This is a genomic window from Neisseria zalophi (genome assembly GCF_008807015.1).
Taxonomy (GTDB): Bacteria; Pseudomonadota; Gammaproteobacteria; order Burkholderiales; family Neisseriaceae; genus Neisseria; species Neisseria zalophi.
The window spans coordinates 258,726-279,246 of the sequence record NZ_CP031700.1; the positions used below are offsets into that span (position 1 = coordinate 258,726).

The 20,521-nt window shown below is 42.1% G+C and carries 20 protein-coding genes; 11 read left to right on the forward strand and 9 right to left on the reverse strand.

The window, feature by feature from the left end:
• Window positions 1-34: 34 nt before the first annotated feature.
• The 7 genes from purD to D0T92_RS01160 form a co-directional block, all read right to left on the reverse strand.
• The gene (gene purD, locus D0T92_RS01130; protein WP_151049420.1) at window positions 35-1,306 is read right to left on the reverse strand and encodes a phosphoribosylamine--glycine ligase; all 1,272 of its coding nucleotides are present in this window, start codon (window positions 1,304-1,306) and stop codon (window positions 35-37) included.
• Between the two features lie 188 nt (window positions 1,307-1,494).
• Window positions 1,495-2,118 (reverse strand): IMPACT family protein, encoded by a 624-nt coding sequence (locus D0T92_RS01135; RefSeq protein WP_151049422.1) that lies wholly within the window; start codon window positions 2,116-2,118, stop codon window positions 1,495-1,497.
• 1 nt (window position 2,119) lies between these two features.
• Window positions 2,120-3,175 (reverse strand): threonine aldolase family protein, encoded by a 1,056-nt coding sequence (locus tag D0T92_RS01140; RefSeq protein ID WP_151049424.1) that lies wholly within the window; start codon window positions 3,173-3,175, stop codon window positions 2,120-2,122.
• Window positions 3,176-3,327: 152 nt separating this feature from the next.
• Complete coding sequence (locus D0T92_RS01145) at window positions 3,328-4,263, reverse strand: electron transfer flavoprotein subunit alpha/FixB family protein (protein ID WP_151049426.1); 936 nt, start codon at window positions 4,261-4,263, stop codon at window positions 3,328-3,330.
• 11 nt (window positions 4,264-4,274) lie between these two features.
• A complete protein-coding gene (locus D0T92_RS01150) occupies window positions 4,275-5,024 on the reverse strand; it encodes an electron transfer flavoprotein subunit beta/FixA family protein (protein ID WP_151049428.1) in 750 nt (249 codons plus the stop codon).
• 222 nt (window positions 5,025-5,246) lie between these two features.
• Entirely contained in the window at window positions 5,247-6,212 is a 966-nt protein-coding gene (gene waaC / locus D0T92_RS01155) for a lipopolysaccharide heptosyltransferase I (RefSeq protein ID WP_151049430.1), read from the reverse strand.
• Between the two features lie 49 nt (window positions 6,213-6,261).
• A complete protein-coding gene (locus tag D0T92_RS01160; protein ID WP_151049434.1) occupies window positions 6,262-6,897 on the reverse strand; it encodes a nicotinamidase in 636 nt (211 codons plus the stop codon).
• A 103-nt stretch (window positions 6,898-7,000) separates the two neighbouring features.
• Between D0T92_RS01160 and tsaA the strand changes: the two genes are divergently transcribed.
• The 3 genes from tsaA (at window position 7,001) to D0T92_RS01175 (ending at window position 10,374) form a co-directional block, all read left to right on the forward strand.
• On the forward strand, window positions 7,001-7,678 hold the full coding sequence (gene tsaA / locus D0T92_RS01165) for a tRNA (N6-threonylcarbamoyladenosine(37)-N6)-methyltransferase TrmO (protein ID WP_151049436.1): 678 nt from the start codon (window positions 7,001-7,003) through the stop codon (window positions 7,676-7,678).
• 166 nt (window positions 7,679-7,844) lie between these two features.
• Window positions 7,845-8,366 carry a superoxide dismutase family protein gene (gene sodC / locus D0T92_RS01170; RefSeq protein WP_151049438.1) on the forward strand — a complete coding sequence of 174 codons (522 nt, stop codon included), beginning with the start codon at window positions 7,845-7,847 and terminating at the stop codon, window positions 8,364-8,366.
• Between the two features lie 133 nt (window positions 8,367-8,499).
• Window positions 8,500-10,374: a ribonuclease catalytic domain-containing protein gene (locus tag D0T92_RS01175; protein ID WP_151049440.1), complete on the forward strand. Its 1,875-nt coding sequence runs from the start codon at window positions 8,500-8,502 to the stop codon at window positions 10,372-10,374.
• 73 nt (window positions 10,375-10,447) lie between these two features.
• On the opposite strand, the gene D0T92_RS01180 is transcribed toward D0T92_RS01175, so the two are convergent.
• A complete protein-coding gene (locus D0T92_RS01180) occupies window positions 10,448-10,741 on the reverse strand; it encodes a hypothetical protein (protein ID WP_151049442.1) in 294 nt (97 codons plus the stop codon).
• A 125-nt stretch (window positions 10,742-10,866) separates the two neighbouring features.
• On the opposite strand from D0T92_RS01180, the gene D0T92_RS01185 reads away from it, so the two are divergent.
• The 8 genes from D0T92_RS01185 to mnmE all read left to right on the forward strand — a co-directional run bounded on the left by D0T92_RS01185 (window position 10,867) and on the right by mnmE (window position 18,571).
• The gene (locus D0T92_RS01185) at window positions 10,867-11,289 is read left to right on the forward strand and encodes a CopD family protein (protein ID WP_151052929.1); all 423 of its coding nucleotides are present in this window, start codon (window positions 10,867-10,869) and stop codon (window positions 11,287-11,289) included.
• A 16-nt stretch (window positions 11,290-11,305) separates the two neighbouring features.
• Entirely contained in the window at window positions 11,306-11,791 is a 486-nt protein-coding gene (locus tag D0T92_RS01190; RefSeq protein ID WP_151049444.1) for a CYTH domain-containing protein, read from the forward strand.
• Window positions 11,792-13,530: 1,739 nt separating this feature from the next.
• A complete protein-coding gene (locus D0T92_RS01195; RefSeq protein WP_263641698.1) occupies window positions 13,531-13,806 on the forward strand; it encodes an RHS repeat-associated core domain-containing protein in 276 nt (91 codons plus the stop codon).
• Window positions 13,807-13,945: 139 nt separating this feature from the next.
• Window positions 13,946-14,203: a hypothetical protein gene (locus D0T92_RS01200; RefSeq protein WP_151049446.1), complete on the forward strand. Its 258-nt coding sequence runs from the start codon at window positions 13,946-13,948 to the stop codon at window positions 14,201-14,203.
• 199 nt (window positions 14,204-14,402) lie between these two features.
• On the forward strand, window positions 14,403-15,059 hold the full coding sequence (locus D0T92_RS01205) for a tetratricopeptide repeat protein (protein WP_151049448.1): 657 nt from the start codon (window positions 14,403-14,405) through the stop codon (window positions 15,057-15,059).
• A 343-nt stretch (window positions 15,060-15,402) separates the two neighbouring features.
• Window positions 15,403-15,789, forward strand: a complete 387-nt coding sequence (locus tag D0T92_RS01210; protein WP_151049450.1) for a hypothetical protein — start codon at window positions 15,403-15,405, stop codon at window positions 15,787-15,789.
• Window positions 15,790-16,276: 487 nt separating this feature from the next.
• Window positions 16,277-17,092: a tetratricopeptide repeat protein gene (locus tag D0T92_RS01215; RefSeq protein ID WP_151049452.1), complete on the forward strand. Its 816-nt coding sequence runs from the start codon at window positions 16,277-16,279 to the stop codon at window positions 17,090-17,092.
• 111 nt (window positions 17,093-17,203) lie between these two features.
• Window positions 17,204-18,571: a tRNA uridine-5-carboxymethylaminomethyl(34) synthesis GTPase MnmE gene (gene mnmE, locus D0T92_RS01220; RefSeq protein WP_151049454.1), complete on the forward strand. Its 1,368-nt coding sequence runs from the start codon at window positions 17,204-17,206 to the stop codon at window positions 18,569-18,571.
• 72 nt (window positions 18,572-18,643) lie between these two features.
• On the opposite strand, the gene gnd is transcribed toward mnmE, so the two are convergent.
• On the reverse strand, window positions 18,644-20,092 hold the full coding sequence (gene gnd, locus D0T92_RS01225) for a decarboxylating NADP(+)-dependent phosphogluconate dehydrogenase (RefSeq protein WP_151049456.1): 1,449 nt from the start codon (window positions 20,090-20,092) through the stop codon (window positions 18,644-18,646).
• Window positions 20,093-20,521: the final 429 nt, after the last annotated feature.

A 20,521-nucleotide genomic window follows, 5' to 3' on the forward strand; every position in this document is an offset into this window, starting at 1 on the left:
AGTTTTCAGACGGCCTCATTTACCTCAAAACCGATTAACGCTTAATGGCTTTATCGGCAATATCGGTCCGGTATTGCATGCCGTCGAAATGAATTTCAGCTAACGCTCTATATGCTTTGGTTTTTGCCGAAGCAACATCATCGCCCAAGCCAACCACGCACAAAACACGTCCGCCGTTGGTGACAATATTGCCGGATTCATCGGCTGCAGTGCCGGCATGGAATACTTTGCCGATTTGGTTTGCAGCCTCCAAGCCGGTAATCACATCGCCTTTTTTCGGTGATTCGGGATAATTGGCTGCCGCCAAAACCACACCCACCGCAGTTTCGTCATACCATTGCGCTTCAACCTGATCCAGTTTGCCATCAATAGCGGCCGCAACCAAATCGGATAAATCGCTTTTTAAGCGGCTCATAATCGGCTGCGTTTCCGGATCACCGAAACGACAGTTAAATTCAATGGTAAACGGTGCGCCAGACGAATCAATCATTAAACCTGCGTATAAAAACCCTGTAAAATCATTACCTTCTGATTTCATACCTTGCACGGTCGGCAAAATAATTTCATTCATGGCACGCTCGTATACTTCAGGGGTTACCACAGGCGCGGGGCTGTACGCGCCCATACCGCCCGTATTCGGCCCTTGGTCGTTATCCAGCAAACGTTTGTGATCTTGGCTGGTTGCCATCGGTAAAACATGGTCGCCGTCCACCATCACAATAAAGCTGGCTTCCTCGCCCTGCAAAAAGTCTTCAATCACCACACGGGCGCCGGCATTGCCCATTTTATTGCCCAACAACATATCATCAATGGCGGCATGGGCGGCTTCTTCGGTTTCGGCGACAATCACCCCTTTTCCGGCAGCCAAACCATCGGCTTTAATCACAATCGGCGCCCCTTTGCTGCGCACATATTCATGTGCCTGTTCGGCATGTTCAAAGGTTTGATATTGTGCGGTCGGAATTGCATATTTCGCCATAAATGCTTTGGCAAAATCTTTAGAACTTTCCAAACGCGCGGCGGCACGGGTCGGGCCGAAGATTTTCAAACCGGCCGCACGAAAATCATCTACTACGCCGGCTGCCAGCGGTGCTTCGGGGCCTACCAATGTAAAGGCGATATTTTCGCGTTGGCAAAATTCAATCAATTCACGATGAGCGGTTAATTCAAGGTTTTGCAGCTTCGGTTCAACCGCCGTGCCGGCATTACCCGGCGCAACATAAACCGTTTCCACTTTAGAGGATTGTGCCAATTTCCACGCCAACGCATGTTCGCGTCCGCCGCCGCCGATAACGAGTAATTTCATAGGGTTTCCTTGATAAATGAAGGTGCTCTGACCGTGAATTGAAACGTTAGATTATAGCCGATTTCCACATCAACAGGGCAGGCTGTCTGAAACATTTCAAACGGTCTGCCCACAGAATTAAAACCATTTATTAAACGACACCAACCAATAAAAAACAATTGTACAACTACAAACATACCGATTCTATTTTAATCTGCAGTTTCTTCCATTTGTTCAAACCGTATATCAATCGCCCGTGTATGCTGCCAGGCAGCGACACAGGCATCATAGTTTGCCAACGGAATGCTCACAGTTAACCGGCAATCCAGTTGCAAATCCTGTTCAATAATATTGGCCTGATATTGCCCGGCAATTCGGATGGCATCGTTTAAATTCGGGTAATCGCAGCGTAGCCAAACTATTTTTTCAATATTTTTTTCAACAACTTCCGCAGATTTAAGCGCTTCTACCGTGGCCGTTTTATAGGAATGAATCAAACCGGGCACACCCAATAATGTTCCGCCGAAATAGCGAACCACAACCACTAAAATATCGGTGAGTTCCGCCGAATCTATCTGCCCTAAAATCGGCCGCCCGGCACTGCCCGAAGGTTCGCCGTCATCATTGGCACGAAATTGCATGCCGTCGGTACCTAAACGGTAGGCATAGCACCAATGGCGCGCTTTATGATGTTCGTTGCGCAAACTATCCACATATTGCTTCACCTCCGCCGCAGTCCGAACCGGATAAGCAAACGCAATAAAGCGGCTGCCTTTATCTTTAAATTCGGATTGGGCAGGGGAAGCAATGGTTCGATAAGTGGTTACCGCCATTTCAGATGGCCCCGTTAACAGCTTTACGCACCAAAGCTAAAAATAAATCAACATCTTCCGGTTGAGTATCAAAGCTACACATTAGGCGAACCGTACCCTGTTCATCCCAATCATAAAAAGCAAAATGCTCTCGAACCGTATCGGCAACACCTTTCGGCAACCGTGCAAATACACCATTAGCCTGTTGCGGATATTTCAGCGACACCCCTTCAATCTGTTGCAAACCGTCAGCAAGGCGTGTTGCCATTGCATTGGCATGTTGCGCACTCTTCAACCATAAATCTTTTTCCAATAATGCGATTAATTGGGCGGATATAAAGCGCATTTTAGAAGCCAATTGCAGGTTTAATTTACGCAGATATTTCAGGCCGTCTGAAACTTTTTCCGGATTCAAAACCACCACGCACTCGCCAAAAAGCAAACCGTTTTTAGTGCCGCCGAAAGAAAGAATATCCACACCCACATCAGTAGTTATCTCACGCAAAGGCACATTCAACGAAGCGGCGGCATTGGCCAAACGCGCACCATCCATATGCAGCGCCATACCGTGTTTGCGGCACAAAGCACTGATGGCTTCGATTTCAGACGGCTGATAAACCGTACCCCATTCGGTACTTTGCGTGATGCTGACGGCCAAAGGTTGTGCCCGATGCTCAAAGCCGTATCCGTGCGCTTCGCGCGCAATTAGATCAGTATTGATTTTTCCTTCTTCAACAGGAACCGTCCATAATTTAAACCCGCCAACTGCTTGCGGCGCATTGCTTTCATCTTCATTAACATGCGCAGATTCACCACAAATCACCGCGCCCCAACGGGGTAGGCAAGCTTGCAAAGACAACACATTAGCACCTGTACCGTTAAACACCGGCCAGGCCTCGGCCTGTTCGCCGAAATGCTGCTTAACCAAGGTTCGTAAATAAGCGGTGTAGGGATCATTGCCATAAGCGCCAACATGGCCACCATTGGCATCGGAAAGTGCAGAAAGAATCTCAGGATGTACACCTGAATAATTGTCAGAAGCAAAAGAAATTTGCTCGGGGTTATGTAAAGTAGTCATCGTCTCTCTCCCAAAATATCAGGCCGTCTGAACCTACTATTCAGACGGCCTGATGCCTTTGCGAAACAATACCTTTTAATATTAATACATCACCATGAAAGATTAAACCTTCATCGGGTTCTCACGGTTCAGATATGTTTCACGTGAAACAGTTAAGCTTTTAAGGCCGAAATCAGCTCAGGCACAATCTGGAACAAATCGCCCACAAGTGCATAATCTGAAACATTAAAAATCTGTGCATCAGGATCTTTATTAATCGCCACAATCACTTTGCTGTCTTGCATACCGGCAATATGTTGAATGGCACCGGAAATACCAACCGCAATATAAAGTTTCGGCGCCACTACCGTGCCGGTTTGACCGACTTGAGCGGAATTCGGTGCATATTCGGCATCAACTGCAGCACGTGAGGCACCTATCGCCGCACCCAAAGCATCGGCAAGTGGGGTAATCACGGCATTAAATTGCTCCGCACTACCCAAAGCACGACCACCGGAAACCACGATATCGGCCCGTGCCAACTCGGGGCGGTCGGATTGAATCAGTTTTTGCGATACAAAACGGCTTAAATTTTGCTGATCGGCGGCTTCTACCGCAACCACTTCGGCATTACCACCCGAAGAGGGTGCCGCTTCAAAAGCGGTAGCACGGAAAGTCAGCACCAATTTAGCCGCATCGCTTTGCACGGTTTCAAAGGCATTGCCCGCATAAACCGGCCGAATAAATGTTTTATTATCAACCACTTCGGTTAAATCGGAAATTTGTGGCACATCCAAAAGAGCAGCAATTCGCGGCAATAGGTTTTTACCAAAAGTTGTTGCCGTAGCGGCAATATGTTGATAATCACCAGCCAATTTCACTGCCAAAGGCGCAATTTCTTCAGCCAAACCGTTTTCATAGTAGGGCGCATCGGCAAGCAGCACTTTAGCCACACCGGGCACTTGCTTGGCCGCTTCGGCAACACCTGCCGCCTGATGGCCGGCCACTAAAAGGTGCACTTCGCCCAATTTAGCCGCCGCCGTAACTGCATTCAAGGTAGCAGGATTCAATTGCTGGTTATTATGTTCTGCAATAATTAAAACACTCATTTCACAACCCTTCAGATGACTTTGGCTTCGTTTTTCAATTTTTCAACAAGCTCGGCAACGCTACCCACTTTCACCCCGGCCTGACGCTGTTTCGGCTCGGCCACTTTCAGCACTTTTACATTAGCGGCCACATCCACGCCCAAATCGGCAGGGGAAAGTTTTTCCAACGGTTTTTTCTTGGCAGCCATAATATTCGGCAGCTTCACAAAGCGCGGCTCGTTCAAACGCAAATCGGCGCTCACAACAGCAGGCAGTTTCAATGCTAAAGTTTCTTCACCGCCATCTATCTCGCGCGTTACCCATACTTCGCCATCCTTCATTTCCAACTTGCAGGCAAATGTGCCTTGTGGCGCATTCAAAAGGGCGGCCAACATTTGCGCGGTTTGGTTGGCATCATCGTCAATCGCTTGCTTGCCCAACAAAAACAAATCGGGCGATTCTTTTGCGGCTACGGCTTTCAGCAATTTGGCAACATGAAGCGGCTCCAGCTTGGCATCGGTTTCCACATGTATGGCACGATCCGCACCCATGGCCAACGCCGTGCGCAAGGTTTCTTCAGATTTTTTACCACCCAACGATACGGCAACGATTTCATTGACTTTGCCGGCTTCTTTCAAACGAACCGCTTCTTCAACCGCGATTTCATCAAAAGGATTCATCGACATTTTCACATTACCGATATCCACATCCGAACCATCGGCTTTTACCCGCACTTTAACGTTGTAATCCACCACTCTTTTTACTGCAACCAGTGCTTTCATGAACACTCCTTAAAACCGGAAGCTATCCGGTATTGAATCAATTATTATTGCCAAAATAAACTGTTTTTGCAGAAAAAACCCTGCATTTTCTTTGCAAAAACGGCTCGATAGATTTTGGCATTATACCTGAATTAAAACCCTTTTTTCAGGCTTTTACGGTATTTCAAAAACCATATACAGATATATGAATCCGTATTTTTAACTCCCCGTATTTCAGACGGCCTACGCTTTGGCTTCGATACACGCCAACAAACTATCAAACACTTCGTCTGCCGTAGGTATATCCGCCACATTGCCCAAATTCACCGCCCACGGTGATTCTTGAACACCGGTTTTTACCGGATCGGTATCGGTATAAACCCCTACCACCGGCTTATCCAATGCATTGGCCAAATGCAGCAACCCCGTATCCACGCCGACAATACCGGCCGCATTATCCAGCAGATAAGCCGCCTGCAACAGGCTCAATTTATCGCATACCCGCACAAAAGGCCGTTCTGCCGCCATTTGCTCCGCACGCTGTTTTTCAGCTTCATTACCCCACGGCAAATAAACAACCGCTTTATTATGCTGATAAAGCTTATCAAATAACGCCAGCCAGCGGTCTACTGGCCATAGTTTGCTGTCGCGGCTGGTTGCATGCAGGCCGACATAATAATGCGGTGCAAGTTCGGTCAATTCGGCTTCAGGCGGCACAACCAAACCAAACCGCTGTTCAGACGGCATCTCATAACCAAACGTCTGCGCAAACAACGCCCGATTTCGCCAAACTGCACTGCGTCCTTTCGGCACGGCATAGCTCTGGTTATAACTCAACGCCGCCCACCGTTCCCGTGCGCTATGAAAATCCAAACCGACTACCGGCGCATTGGCTACTTTGGCAAACAAAGCACTTTTCAATAACCCTTGTGCATCCAAAACCATATCAAAATGCTGCCCGCGCAAATCGTCTTTCAGACGGCTCATTTCACGCCAAACATCTATTTTTTGTAATTGTTTGCGCCACTGCCGCCAACGCATCACATGGACTTTTTTCACAAAAGGATGTAGGCGGGCAATATCGGCAAAACCCGCCTCGCACAGCCAATGCAACTCAATATCCGGCCGCATGCGCGATAAATCTTCAACAGCAGGCATGGTATGGATTAAATCACCCATACTGGAAAGTCTGACCAACAGCGTTTTCATAACCATGCCTTATTCCGATTTACTATGTTTCACGTGAAACAAAATCAAACTATTGATTTTTAATATATTTATCAATAGCTTCTGCATTTTCTAGCACCACCGCGCCGGCATCCATCATTTCATTCCAAGCCGTTTCGATGGTTTCCGGCGCAATGCCGCGACAAGCTGCCGCATTCACAATCACTTTCCAATCGCCACCTTTAAGCAACTGTAAAACCGTGGTTTTAACGCAATAATCGGTAGCCAATCCGCCCACCAACACAAAATCGGTTTGTTTGCTATGCAGCCATTCCAACAAGCCCGTGCTTAGTTTTTCACCAATATCATGAAAACACGCGCCATAAGGGTGAAATTCAGGGTCGACACCTTTCCACACGCAATAATCGTATTCGGTTGCTTTCGGCAGGCCATCGAGCAATTCATAACCCTCGCTGCCTACCACCGCATGGGCTACCCACGTTAAATCGGCTTCAGGCAGGCCGGTTGGCTGCAACATATCTTCAGTATTGTCTACCAACCACTTGGCCGACATACTATGTGCATCTTTGGTCATCACCCGTAAATCCGCCAATGCAGCCTGAGCATTTAACTCTTCAACAATGGTATCCCCCTCGGCCACCGGCAATTCTTTCGGACACAAAGGGGTAAAGGTTTTCTGAGCATCCACATCAATCGACACGATCATATATACGGCCTTCTTGTTTTAAGCAGACGCCATTATAACAAAGGCCGTCTGAAACCGATAACAGTGTTATGATACCGCTTTTATAACGGCTTTCAGACGGCCTATGCAATACACTATTACCCCCATCGGCACCGTACATTCCCCTTATACACAGAAATTCGGCGTCGCCCGCCAGCCAGGATTGGTGCCTGCCGCCGAAGTTTGTATCGAACTCGACAAACGCTTCACAGCCGACAGTGTGCGCGGCTTAGACAGCTTCGATTATGTATGGATTAGTTTTATTTTTCACGACGTTTTAGATGAAGGCTGGTCGTTATTGGTGCGGCCGCCACGTTTGGGCGGCAAACAGAAAATGGGCGTTTTTGCCACCCGCAGCCCGCACCGCCCCAACCATATCGGCTTGTCGCTACTCAAGCTGGAACGCATCGAAACCGATAAAACCGTACGCCTGTATTGCAGCGGTGCCGATTTATTGGATGCCACCCCCGTTATCGACATCAAACCGTATATTCCTTTTGTCGAAGCCAAGCCCGAGGCCGCCGGCGGTTTCGCTGCCGCCAAACCGGAAGAATTATCCGTTAGCTGGCAGGCTGCCGTAGGGGCGGAATATTTATCCCCATCAGAACGCAACCTGATCAGCCAAAGCATCGCCCAAGACCCGCGCCCCGCTTATCAGGATATTCCCGAACGTATCTATATAATGAATATTGCCGGATATGAAGTGAAATTTCAGATTCAAAACGGTAATGCATCCGTGCTTTCCGTTTCAGCAAGTGCCTAAATATCTGATAAACCAGTCTAAAAAAACAATGAATCTATTAAATATAATCAATAAAAAAATAAATTATCTTGGTTATCTGTTAAAATTAAAGCTAAAGCTCAAAAACAGACCGTCTGAATAATCACGGCTTTCCATTATCCAATCAGATAAAACGGAATATCACAATATGAAAAAACTCATTGCTACCTTATTATGCTGTGCATCCTTCAACGCCCTTGCACAAACTGAAATCACGGTTCCCGTTTCACTGCTTGACCCAACCAATGGCGACACCCCCATCGGTACGGTTCACATCAGCCAAAGCCCCTACGGTGCCGTATTCACACCGAAATTAAAAGGTTTGAAAGCCGGTATCTATGGTTTTCACATTCATGAAAACCCAAGCTGTGCGGCGGCTAAGAAAGATGGCAAAACTGTAGCTGGATTGGCTGCCGGCGGCCATTGGGATCCCACCCATACCGGCGCACATAAAGGCCCGTGGGATGACAGCGGCCATTTGGGCGATTTGCCTGCCTTAGCCGTATCCGCCGACGGTCATGTTCAACCTGTAGTAGCACCCCGTATTAAAAATATTGAGTCGCTACACGGTCATGCCTTAATGATTCATGCCGGTGGCGACAATTACAGCGACCACCCCGCAGCATTAGGCGGTGGCGGCAGCCGTATGGCGTGTGGTGTTATCCGCTGATTGACCAATGATCAAACCAGGCCGTCTGAAAGGCATTCAGACGGCCTTTATGCTTTATGAAAGCGGACAAATGTTTCAGACGGCCTCAACGATTCCTGTTAAAATCACGCGAGTTTTTAAATAATTAAATTATATGAACATATTTTACGAAGAATCCGGCCAGTTCAAAGTGGCTGCTGTCGTTCAAAAAAACGATACCAACTACCAAGCCGACACCATGCACGGCAAGCGTACCAAAGTGAAAGCGGCCAATGTATTCGTCGAATTCGACACACCGGCGGAAGATTTTTTCACTAAAGCCCAAAGTGAAGCCGCCGAAATCGACACTGATTTACTCTGGGAAGTATGCAGCGACACAGAATTCACCGCCGAAGCAATTGCCGAAGAATATTTCGGCCACACACCGACCAAAATCGAATTGGCGGCTACTTTAATCGCCCTATATTCCGCCCCCGTATATTTCTATAAAAAAGGCAAAGGCGTATTCAAAGCCGCGCCCGAAGAAACCCTCAAGCAGGCATTGGCCGCTATCGAACGCAAAAAACAGCAGGAAGCACAAATCGAAAGCTGGGCGGAGCGTTTGCAACAGGGCAAGATGCCCCCTGAAATTGCCGCCGATTTAAAAACCATCCTACACGCGCCCGACAAACAGGCACTAACCTATAAAGCCTTTACCAAAGCAGCGGGTGCCATGAAATCGACACCGCTGGCATTGGCCATGCAAACCGGCGCGGTTCAATCGATTCCCCAATATCTTTACGACGGTTTCGAAGTCAAACACTTTCCGCAAGGCACGGGCTTTCCCCATATCGACATACCCGCCTACACACCGCTGCCGCAAGCCGACGTACAGGCATTTTCCATCGACGACGACAGCACCACCGAAGTCGACGATGCCTTGAGCGTTACCGACTTAGGCAACGGCAGCAAACGCATCGGCATCCACATTGCCGCACCGTCGCTCGCCGTCACTCCCGGCAGCGATATCGAAAAAATCATTATGGCACGCCTGAGCACTGTTTATTTCCCCGGTGGCAAAATCACCATGCTGCCGGAAAACTGGATTGCCGGATTCAGCCTTGATGCCGGCGCACACCGCCCCGCTATCAGCATCTATTTTGATGTGGACAGCGAATTCAATATCAGCGCACCCACCCACAAAATCGAAGCCGTTTATATTAGCGAAAACCTGCGTATTCAAGCCATTGAACCGCATTTCAATGCCCAAACAGGGCTGGATGCCGAAGGCCGCGTCATGTTCAACCACCATCAAGATTTAATCTGGTTGCACCAATTCGCCATTGCCCGTCAAAAAACACGCGGCAAATACGATCCCGAACGGCCTCCGCAATACGATTACAGCATAGAACTCAACGACGACGGCCACGTTGCCGTTGCCCGCCGCGAACGTGGTTCACCTATCGATACTTTAGTGAGCGAAATGATGATTCTCGCCAACAGCACTTGGGCGGAAATGCTTGACCAAAACGACCTGCCCGGGCTGTTCCGCGTGCAGCCCGGCAACAGCAAAGTACGCATGAGCACCCAATCCGAACCGCATAGCGGCATGGGCGTTCAGCATTATGGCTGGTTTACCTCGCCATTGCGCCGCGCCGCCGACTACATCAATCAAAAACAACTCATCAGCCTGATTGATGAAAATGCCGAGCCTTTGTTTCACAACAACGATGCCGAGCTCTTCAGCGCGCTACGCAATTTTGATACCACCTATACCGCTTATGCCGATTTCCAACGCCAGATGGAAAGCTACTGGAGCTTAGTGTATATCCGGCAGGAAAACCTCAAAGAACTCAGCGCCACCCTGTTGAAAGAAGATTTAGTGCGTATCAACGGATTGCCGCTAGTCGTACGCGCCACCGGCATCCCTTTTGACGCATTGCCGAAATCCCAACTATTGCTGGCGGTGACCGAAGTGGACACCGATAAACAATTTATTGCATTAAACTACTTGAAAGCCGTCGCACCGTCGGCTTTGCCGGTGAATTAATCGGGCGGTAACGCCATAAATAAAGCCGTCTGAAACTTTCAGACGGCTTGCTTTATTCAATCAAGGCAAAAAATCAGCGTTTTTTCTGACGGGTATTTTTAGTCCCTTTCGGCTTTTTATCGGCAGCCGCCAAACGCGCCGCCACATAATCCACCATCAAATCTTTTTTCTCCCAAAAAAACTTCTGCATCTTCTCCAGCGAATAAATTTTTCTCACCATCGCAGGCAAGCCGTTATGCACAATGGCCGCCACTTCGCGGTTTAAAGGCTCGCTATCCATCGCCGTTTTCAAATCGGTATTACGGCCGTCGAGAAATTCCTGAAGTTGTTTTTTTACCCCGCCATGTATTTCAAATTGTTTAATCATTTTGTTTTCCTTTCCGTAAAATGCGGATGTATTTTAGCAAAAAAGCCGCCCGTGCCTGCAAATCTTAACCGTTGGGCGTTATTTAACGCTACAATATGTCTGTTATTTTCCAAAGGCCGTCTGAAATGTATTTATGGTTCAAGCTGCTACATATATTTTTTATTATCTCGTGGTTTGCCGGCCTATTTTATCTGCCGCGTATTTATGTGAATCTGGCACAGGTCGAAGCGGGCAACCGCAGCGAATACCAACGTTTGCTCGGTATGTCGGAACGGCTGTTTAAATTTATGACTCCGTTAGGTATCGCCGCCGTGCTCACCGGCTTTACCATTCCCTTTATTAACGGTTGGTGGGGTATGGGCTGGGTGCACACCAAAGTCACTCTGGGCGTGATATTGTTGGCCTACCATTTTTACTGCTACCGCATACTGCTGGATTTTAAAGAAGACCGAAACCGCTATTCGCACAAATGGTTTCGCGTTTTTAACGAAATCCCCGTGCTGATTATGATTGCCGCACTTTATCTTGTTGTTTTCAAACCATTCTAAAAGGCCGTCTGAATCCATGACCATCGAAATCGAACGCCGCTTCTTATTAAAAAACGACAACTGGCGCACCGAAGCCGGTACGCCTGAAAAAATGTTGCAAGGCTATTTGAGTGTAGAAAAAGAAGCCGCCATACGCGTCCGCATCATCGGCGATAAGGCATGGCTCACCCTGAAAGGTTATATTTCCGACGTTACCCGCAGCGAATTCGAATATGAAATTCCGCTACAACATGCCGAGCAAATCATGCAGACCATGTGCCGCTTCAAGCTGGAAAAACACCGCTATAAAATCAACCATCAAGGCTTTATTTTCGAGATTGACGAATATTTCGGCGAAAACGCCCCGTTAATCGTGGCCGAATTGGAATTAGACAGCGAGCAGGCCGAATTCCCCAAACCTGATTGGCTAGGGCGGGAAATCACTTCAGACGGCCGTTTCACCAATGCCTATTTAAGCAAACACCCTTATTCTTCTTGGGTAAATCATACCGCTTGTCATTAAAAAATATATCAATATCATATTCTATATGGATTTTATAACAGTATAGCTATAATCTGCTTCCTTCAACCTCCAAATCAAATAATTATGATCGTTAATAAAATCGCCCATAAAAAGCTTTTTATGGTGTGCGATTTCTTTTTTGTCTCCCAGCGTAGCCCCACCTGTTCTTTTGTTTACCTATTCGGGCAGCACTAAAATCGTTGCCAAAGACGTTCTAAACGGAGATACCATTAACCGATATCGGATGCGGCAAATTACGAAGTTTCAGACGGCTTGGAAGATATACTTATCTATACCGATGCAGGCAGCTACGAATCTTTAGCACAAATCCGCAATTGGAAAAATACGGCTGGGGAAAATTAGAGGAAAAGGCCAATTTAAAAAAATTAAAAACCTTATGCTACGACAAAAATAGGAGACGGTCTGGGCGGAAGGGTAACTGCCAATATTGGATATCAAAAAATTTTAATATAGAAAGTATTTTATGATGGATAGTTTAATTTTATCAATAGCCATACCAGTTGGTTTTTTATGGGTATTTTTTTATTGGTATTGTGCTTATTCTATTTATAAAAAGTATAATACTGTAAATTCTTTTATCGATTTTTTATTTGTAAAAAATATCGAAGCAAATAAATTTATTTGGGGGATTGTTCTTAATAAATCCACTATAACTATAGAAAAAGATTATAAATTTTATGTTGTGAAGTATGGTGTTAGGATATTTTTGATTATATTTATAATCCTTTTATTCAAATCAATATTTATATATTGATTATCTATTAAACATATAAAAGTAAAGAATCTAACTTAAATCCTATTGAAGAAAAAATGCTAATAACTTTTATAATTATCTTTGTTGGTTTAGGATACTGGTTTTTTTTAATGTATGTAAATAGTCGAGTACAAGGGTTTCTTGATGAATTATATAAATACCCTGAATTATATAAGAAAGCAGGAAAACCTTCTGATACTTATTTCTTTTGGGAGTTCATTCGATTAAAGTATAAATTTGCTATATTTTTATATAAAAATAAAGAAGTTCCACCGCCATTACAATTTGATTCAAAAGAATATAACTCTATTAGATTCCTTGTTAAATTATCTCTTTTCTTAGAGTGGACTCGTGGATTAGTCATTATATTAGTACTCATCCTTAGCCAATTATTATATTCTTATAATTAAGACAATATAAGCAATAGGCCATAAATACACATAATAAAGTATGTACTTTTTAAAAATTAAAATTAATTTAGATTATAGATAATATATGTACAAAAAAATAAATAAAAAAATTATTCGAATAATAGGGTATATTATTTTGTTTATAATAAATAATTATAATTTATATATTTGTAGCTTAACCGGATATTGTGGGATGAATCATAGTATAAACTATAATATTGGTAGTTTTGGATATTATTTTTGTATTTCATTATATATACTAGTGGATAGTATAATAATACTTTTATGTTTTAGTATATTAAAAGAAAAAAGTAAATAGTCTGCATAAAACATATCAAAATGGTTTTTTCTATCTTATTTCATTTTTATTTTTCCTATTATTAAATATTTATCCATTTTCCATTCATAAATTTAAAAATAAGGGATAAATATATAGTAGCCTATATTTTTAAATACCTATTCAAATCATAAAAATTACTTTCAGACGGCCTCAAAAAACCTACAACGGTATCAGCTATTATTAAGGTTGGGGTAAGCTGAAGAGTGAACCCAATATTACCGGAACACATCAGCCGTTTAGATTACAAAACCAGTATTGTGATACTGAAACAGATTTTCATTATAACTTTTTTAGCTATTATGAACCTGTTTGCAAGCGGTTTATTAATCAAGATCCGATTAAACCAGAAGAGGTAATAATTCATATACTTTTTCGTTGTGATCAGAATAAAGTATTTGCTGTTCCCGCCAAATGTAAACCCATGAATAAAAAAGATTTTCAAGAAAAATTTATTTTAAAAGAAGGAAGAGTAGTACATTACGTTGATTGATACCTGTCCGAGAGAGTTCACATCCAGACTCAATTCTCGAAACAGTAAAGCTATTGAGTTTTGTACATGGAGGGTCATTTTGGCTTATATGGTAGAAACCCAACTTAATCATATAAATCAATAATTTTAGGATAAATATATGAGAAAGAAATACATGAAGATTTTAAATAGAGACGATATCATGGAAATTTATTTATTATTAGAAGAATTGAATAGAATTTTCCATGACCCATACAGATCTGGAGATATTGATATAATACAAAAATTTGGAGATGAATATTACCCTACAATTCATAAATTATATTATGAAACATTGTGGAATGCATTGACCATAGACCAAAGAAAAGAAATTTTAGGGGAAGATTATGACCATAAAATATATGGACAATATGATTGATTTGGCAAACTAAAAGTATTACAAATAAATCTAATTTATATAGTAGGTTAGAGCTTGCTATGTATAGTACAGATTAAAACTATACTCTACTATTTAAAGCTGTTGGCTCTGACCATCTACTTTTTTAAATAGTTTTTTTTATTAAAAATAAAAGTATACCAATTTTGGGTTTGGTAACCCATTATAAAAAGATGGCATTATGAAAAAAGTTATATCTTTAATTATTTTATCTATTATAAATATATTATTTTCTTATAGTTATGGGTCAAATAAAGATGATATTCAAGTATGTAAACAATATGAAGTTAGATCGGAATTCAAGAGATTAAAAGATTGTTTGTATCCATATGCTAAAAATGGAAATGCAAAAGCTCAATTAATTTTAGGGACACTTTATAGTGATGGATTAGGCACTAAAAAAGATTTATCAAAAGCCCAGAATTGGTATTATCATGCAGCTAATCAAAATATACCTGAAGCACAATATTTATTAGGCTTAACATATAGTGAAAAAAATGAATTTACTAAAAGTAAATTTTGGCTACTCAAAGCTGCAAAACAAAATTATGCACCTGCTCAAAATCAGTTAGGTGTGATGAATTTATATCCTTATAAAATGAAAGAAGTTAAATCATCTCCTAACTATAAAGAAGCATTATATTGGTTTAAAAGAGCAGCATTATTGAATAATACTGATGCTTATTATTGGTTGGGCGTGATGTATTATCAAGGGTTGGGAGTAGATAAAAATCATACATTAGCTTTAAAATATCTCAAAAAAGCAGAACAAAAAGGCAATCAAAAAGCTATTACTGCTTTAGAGACATTAAAAAATAGCTCTTACAATAAACCATAGCTCTATGAGTGTTTTCATCAAAAGTATATCGTATATGCTCTTTAGCACACATACGTTTCTGATACTTATCAAGTTGAGCAAGTTGCAGCCTGCATAAAAATATCTATTCAAAGTGTAGGGGCGGATTAGATATCCGCCCATTTTTTGTATTTTAGGTATGCACCTGCACCAATATGGCATTTCATATAGAAGCAAGAAAATGTTTTGAAACAAGAAAGTGTAATGTAGGCCAATAGAATACATTAAAAAATATGTATAATGATTATCCTGTAGATACTTGGGCAGAATTAAAACGTATTAAAGGCAAACAGTAAGTTTTTAATGCCAATAACAAGGAAATAATATGCAAAATAAAAAATTAATGCTAATCATTTTATTCATTCTCTCAGCTTGCCATTCGGAAAAAAATCAATATGGTAATTGGAGTCAATATGAAGAAGACGGTCCGTCAAAAAGACATTCACATTCAGTAATTAGAAACGAGCATAATGGTTCTTATGTGGGAATTGTGAAAACTGAAAATGGATTAAGTGCCGTAGGCATTACTAATGGAATAATAAATCCAGAAACTCGAATAGGTATCCAATTCGATGAGCGTAATAACAAGATTCAATACATAAGTATAAGTGAGAGAAGCACACAAAATAACCAAACCATTGACATTACTACTTTTTTAGAAAAAAAAGATAATGTTTGGAAATTAAGGGAGGAAAAAAGCATTATTGATTGATAATAGTGAACCATAATGGGTTACATTAAATACTAAAAATGCTGATTCAAAATACAGTAGGCGTACCCAAAGGGTACGCCTACTGAGATTTTTAATGGGATATTAATTATATGAAGAATATAATATTATTTTTACTTATACTAAATATATATTTCTTTTATAAATGTTCTATTTATTCAAAATGTGGAATAAGAACTTGGAGAATAGTAGAAACTGGAGGATTTAATTATTTTTTATATTTATCAATGTATAGCTTAACTATTCTTGGTTGCCTTATAGCATTATTTTATATAATAAATAAAATATTTAATAAAAAATCTAATTCCTAAAAAAATAAAAAGTAATTTTCATTAAATAGATAAAAAATTAATCAATAAATTTTTATATAATAGCAATTATATATTAAGATATACTAAATTTTTCATAGTTAAAATAATACTCATATACATAATCCTGAAACGTCTATTCAATGTAGGAAAATTAAAAAATGACAAGAAAAATCATAATAATAATCAGCATTATTTTAATAGCATTCGGCTATTTATTATCTTATGGTAATAAAAAACAAGAAAATTATAAAAGAATTGCTGGTAAAGATATTTTAGTAATAGAAAGTACTCGCTTGGGACGTGATAATCTTGGAAATTATTTTGTTGTTTCCAAGTGGGATGAATCTTCATTTAGAGATTTAAAAAGCAAAGCAGAAAAAGGAGATATTCCTTCACAACAAATGTTGGGTTATCTGTATTTGAGTGGAGATTTTCCAAATCGTGATTTAATAAAAGCAAAATATTGGCTACAAAAAGCTGCTGATAAAAATAACAGTGTTGCTCAAGCACAATTAGCCTATTTATATCAACAGCAAGGTAATTTTAATGATGCAGAAATATGGTATAGAAAATCGTCGGATAACGGAAATTTTGAAGCGCGTAATAATTTAGTTTTGCTTTTAATGGATCAAGAGGTTAATAACCATAAAAGAATTAATAAACTAGAAATTGTATCTTTATTAGAATCACTTGTTAAAGGGGAATATAAACCGGCATTTTATACTTTAGCGTGGGTTTATTTAGAAGACGATGAGATGAAAAATGAGCAACGTGGATTAGAATTATTAACTAAAGCAGTTGAATATGAAGATGTTGATGCGGAATATATGCTTGCTCAATTGTATGAAGAAGGGGTGCTAGTACAAAAAGATTTAGATAAAAGTAAACAACTATATGCAAGAGCCGCTGCAAAGCAAATGCCGGAAGCAATAAATAAATTAAATCAGTGGAGATATAATTCTAATAAACCGTAACCTAAGATGTTTATTTAGGATACGGCCAATCAGCTATAAGCAAAAGCACAAACACATAACCGCTTTCAGACGGCCTTTTGCTATACTGATATTATTTTTGAGAATATCCTTATGCTTCCGTCTAATCCCACCATTGCCGCTATTGCCACCGCGCCCGGACGCGGGGGTGTTGGTGTTATCCGTTTATCCGGTAAAAATCTGCTGCCGTTGGCGCAAGAAATTAGCGGCGGCAAAAATCCTAAGCCACGTGTTGCCCTTTATACCGATTTTTTTGATTCGGACGGCCAAGCCATTGATAACGGCCTGATGCTTTATTTTGCCGCGCCTGCCAGCTTTACCGGCGAAGATGTTATCGAGCTGCAAGGACATGGCGGGCCGGTGGTGATGGATATGTTGCTACAACGCTGCCTGCAATTGGGTGCGCGTATGGCCGAGCCGGGGGAATTTACCAAACGCGCTTTTCTCAACAATAAACTGGATTTGGCACAGGCCGAAAGTGTGGCCGACCTGATTGATGCTTCCAGCCGTTCCGCCGCCCGTATGGCCGTGCGTTCGCTAAAAGGCGCGTTCTCGCAACATATTCACACTTTGGTTGACGAGCTGATTACCCTGCGCATGTTGGTTGAAGCCACATTAGATTTTCCCGAAGAAGACATTGATTTTCTCGAAGCCGCCGATGCCCGTGGCAAACTGGCCAATCTGCAAAGCCGTCTGAAAACCGTAATCGACAGTGCCCAACAGGGCGCAATTTTGCGCGAGGGCATGAATGTGGTTTTGGTGGGAGCGCCCAATGTCGGCAAATCCAGCCTGCTGAATGCTTTGGCCGGCGATGATATTGCGATTGTTACCGATATTGCCGGCACCACCCGCGATACAGTACGTGAACAAATCACGCTCGACGGTGTGCCGGTTCATATTATCGACACCGCCGGTTTGCGTGAAACCGATGATATTGTCGAAAAAATCGGTATTGAGCGCAGCCAGAAAGCGGTTAGCGAGGCCGATGTCGCTCTGATTCTAATTGATCCGCGCGAGGGCATTAATGCCAAAACACAGGCGATTCTCAACAGCCTGCCGGATGGCCTGAAAAAAATCGAAATCCACAATAAAAGCGATTTAACCGGCGAAACAGTACGCCTGATTTCAGACGGCCGACAAACTGAAACCGGTGCCGATACGCTGATTAAACTTTCTGCCAAAACCGGCGAGGGTTTAGACTTGCTCAAACAGGCATTATTAAAAGAAATCGGTTGGCAGGGCGAAAGCGAAAGCCTGTTTTTAGCCCGCAGTCGCCACCTTACTGCTCTACATGCGGCAGAAATCGAATTGGAAAACGCCGCGCTATGCGGCAACGACCAAATCGAATTGCTGGCTGAGCATTTGCGTTTGGCACAAGCAGCTTGTAGTGAAATTACAGGTGAGTTTACTGCAGATGATTTATTGGGTGTTATCTTTTCCAGATTCTGCATCGGTAAATAAAAAACCATATTAAAAAATAAGGCCGTCTGAAAGCTTTTCAGAACGGCCTGTTTGATTAATGGAGCAATGTAATTAAATATCGTATGTTGTCGACGCGGTGTCACCGCCTTTACCCGTCCAATTAGTGTGGAAAAACTCGCCGCGCGGTTTATCGGTACGCTCATAGGTATGCGCGCCGAAATAATCGCGTTGTGCTTGCAACAGATTGGCCGGTAAGCGCTCGCTGGTATAACCATCAAGGAAAGTAATGGCTGAAGTCATACAAGGCATAGGAATGCCACATTCAATGGCTTTGGCAGTAACCTTACGCCATGCATCCAAACAATTTTCAATGATTTCTTTAAAATAAGGATCGGCACCCAAAAAAACCAAATCGGGATTGGTTTCATAAGCATCGCGGATATTGCCTAAAAATGCACTGCGGATAATACAGCCTTCACGCCACAGTAAAGCGGTTTTGCCGTAATTCAAGGCCCAATCGTGGTTTTCGCTGGCTTCGCGAATCAACATAAAGCCTTGTGCATAAGAAATAATTTTTGATGCCAATAATGCTTCACGCAATGCTTCCACCCATTCGGTTTTATTGCCTTCTATGGGTTTGATGGTTTTATTGAATAGTTTACCTGTTTGGGTACGCTGTTCTTTTAAAGCCGATACGCAGCGGGCGAATACCGATTCGGTAATTAATGTAAGCGGAATACCCAAATCCAAAGCGTTAATGCCCGTCCATTTTCCGGTACCTTTTTGGCCGGCGGTGTCCAAGATTTTTTCTACCAACGGCTCGCCGTTTTCATCTTTGAAGCCTAAAATATCGGCTGTAATTTCAATCAGATAGGAATCCAGTTCGGTACGGTTCCAAATGCTGAAAATTTCATGCATTTGTTGATAATCCAAACCTAGTCCGTCTTTCATAAACTGATAGGCTTCGCAGATGAGCTGCATATCGCCGTATTCAATACCATTATGCACCATTTTTACAAAATGCCCGGCACCGTCACGGCCGACCCAATTACAACAAGGTTCGCCTTCGGGCGTTTTGGCTGCAATCGCCTGCAAAATCGGTTTGACATAAGGCCAGGCCTCTTCATTGCCGCCAGGCATAATCGAAGGGCCGTGTCGCGCGCCTTCTTCACCACCGGAAACACCGGCACCAACAAAACGGATACCTTTTTCAGCCAATTCATGCGTTCGACGGGTTGAATCGGGAAAATTAGCATTACCACCGTCAATAATAATGTCGTCTTTATCGAGAAGGGGAACAAGTTGGCTGATAAAGTCGTCTACTACTTCACCGGCTCTAACCATCAGCATAATTTTTCTGGGTTTTTCCAATTTATCGACTAATTCTTGTAGAGAATGGGCACCAATAATATTTGTGCCTTTGGCAGCGCCGTTGAGAAAATCGTCTACTTTGGAAATAGTACGATTGAAAGCAATGACTTTGAAGCCTTTATCGTTCATATTGAGAATCAGGTTTTGACCCATAACGGCCAAACCAATTACACCGATATCACCTTTCATTGGAAAATCCTTTTGTATGTGGATGTTTATAGTGTGAACTTTAACTGATTCAGTGTAGTTAAACAACGCTTATAAAGAAAAGGCTAAGTAAAGAGATTTTATTTGGAAGCGTGTTTTTAAAGTATTACAACTTATATTTAAATAATAAAAAGATATTGATATTGAAACATAATCTTTTTTGTGAATAACTTATTTTTTAATTTAATTTCAATTTGTTATTTATATTTTTTGGTTTGGGAAAACCCCACTTTTTCTTTACGGATAAATGTGGATGATTTTTCCATTTTTTAAGTGTTTGTGGACTATAAAATAGTTATCCACAGCTTTCAGACGGCTTATCCCTTTTAGACTGTTTTTCTAAAAGCGGTTTTTTGAAGGATGGTAAAGAATTAATATTTTATATTAAACAATTAGTTATATTATTTTTGT

Bases quoted from the DNA above. Each gene is read 5' to 3' on its own strand.
- waaC (WP_151049430.1), bottom strand. From the start codon at position 6,212: ATGAAAACGCTGTTGGTCAGACTTTCCAGTATGGGTGATTTAATCCAT.
- sodC (WP_151049438.1), top strand. From the start codon at position 7,845: ATGAAAAAACTCATTGCTACCTTATTATGCTGTGCATCCTTCAACGCC.
- D0T92_RS01185 (WP_151052929.1), top strand. From the start codon at position 10,867: ATGTATTTATGGTTCAAGCTGCTACATATATTTTTTATTATCTCGTGG.
- D0T92_RS01210 (WP_151049450.1), top strand. From the start codon at position 15,403: ATGCAAAATAAAAAATTAATGCTAATCATTTTATTCATTCTCTCAGCT.
- mnmE (WP_151049454.1), top strand. From the start codon at position 17,204: ATGCTTCCGTCTAATCCCACCATTGCCGCTATTGCCACCGCGCCCGGA.
- D0T92_RS01140 (WP_151049424.1), bottom strand. From the start codon at position 3,175: ATGACTACTTTACATAACCCCGAGCAAATTTCTTTTGCTTCTGACAAT.
- D0T92_RS01180 (WP_151049442.1), bottom strand. From the start codon at position 10,741: ATGATTAAACAATTTGAAATACATGGCGGGGTAAAAAAACAACTTCAG.
- D0T92_RS01190 (WP_151049444.1), top strand. From the start codon at position 11,306: ATGACCATCGAAATCGAACGCCGCTTCTTATTAAAAAACGACAACTGG.
- D0T92_RS01135 (WP_151049422.1), bottom strand. From the start codon at position 2,118: ATGGCGGTAACCACTTATCGAACCATTGCTTCCCCTGCCCAATCCGAA.
- D0T92_RS01145 (WP_151049426.1), bottom strand. From the start codon at position 4,263: ATGAGTGTTTTAATTATTGCAGAACATAATAACCAGCAATTGAATCCT.
- D0T92_RS01160 (WP_151049434.1), bottom strand. From the start codon at position 6,897: ATGATCGTGTCGATTGATGTGGATGCTCAGAAAACCTTTACCCCTTTG.
- tsaA (WP_151049436.1), top strand. From the start codon at position 7,001: ATGCAATACACTATTACCCCCATCGGCACCGTACATTCCCCTTATACA.
- D0T92_RS01175 (WP_151049440.1), top strand. From the start codon at position 8,500: ATGAACATATTTTACGAAGAATCCGGCCAGTTCAAAGTGGCTGCTGTC.
- D0T92_RS01215 (WP_151049452.1), top strand. From the start codon at position 16,277: ATGACAAGAAAAATCATAATAATAATCAGCATTATTTTAATAGCATTC.
- D0T92_RS01200 (WP_151049446.1), top strand. From the start codon at position 13,946: ATGAGAAAGAAATACATGAAGATTTTAAATAGAGACGATATCATGGAA.
- D0T92_RS01150 (WP_151049428.1), bottom strand. From the start codon at position 5,024: ATGAAAGCACTGGTTGCAGTAAAAAGAGTGGTGGATTACAACGTTAAA.
- gnd (WP_151049456.1), bottom strand. From the start codon at position 20,092: ATGAAAGGTGATATCGGTGTAATTGGTTTGGCCGTTATGGGTCAAAAC.
- purD (WP_151049420.1), bottom strand. From the start codon at position 1,306: ATGAAATTACTCGTTATCGGCGGCGGCGGACGCGAACATGCGTTGGCG.
- D0T92_RS01205 (WP_151049448.1), top strand. From the start codon at position 14,403: ATGAAAAAAGTTATATCTTTAATTATTTTATCTATTATAAATATATTA.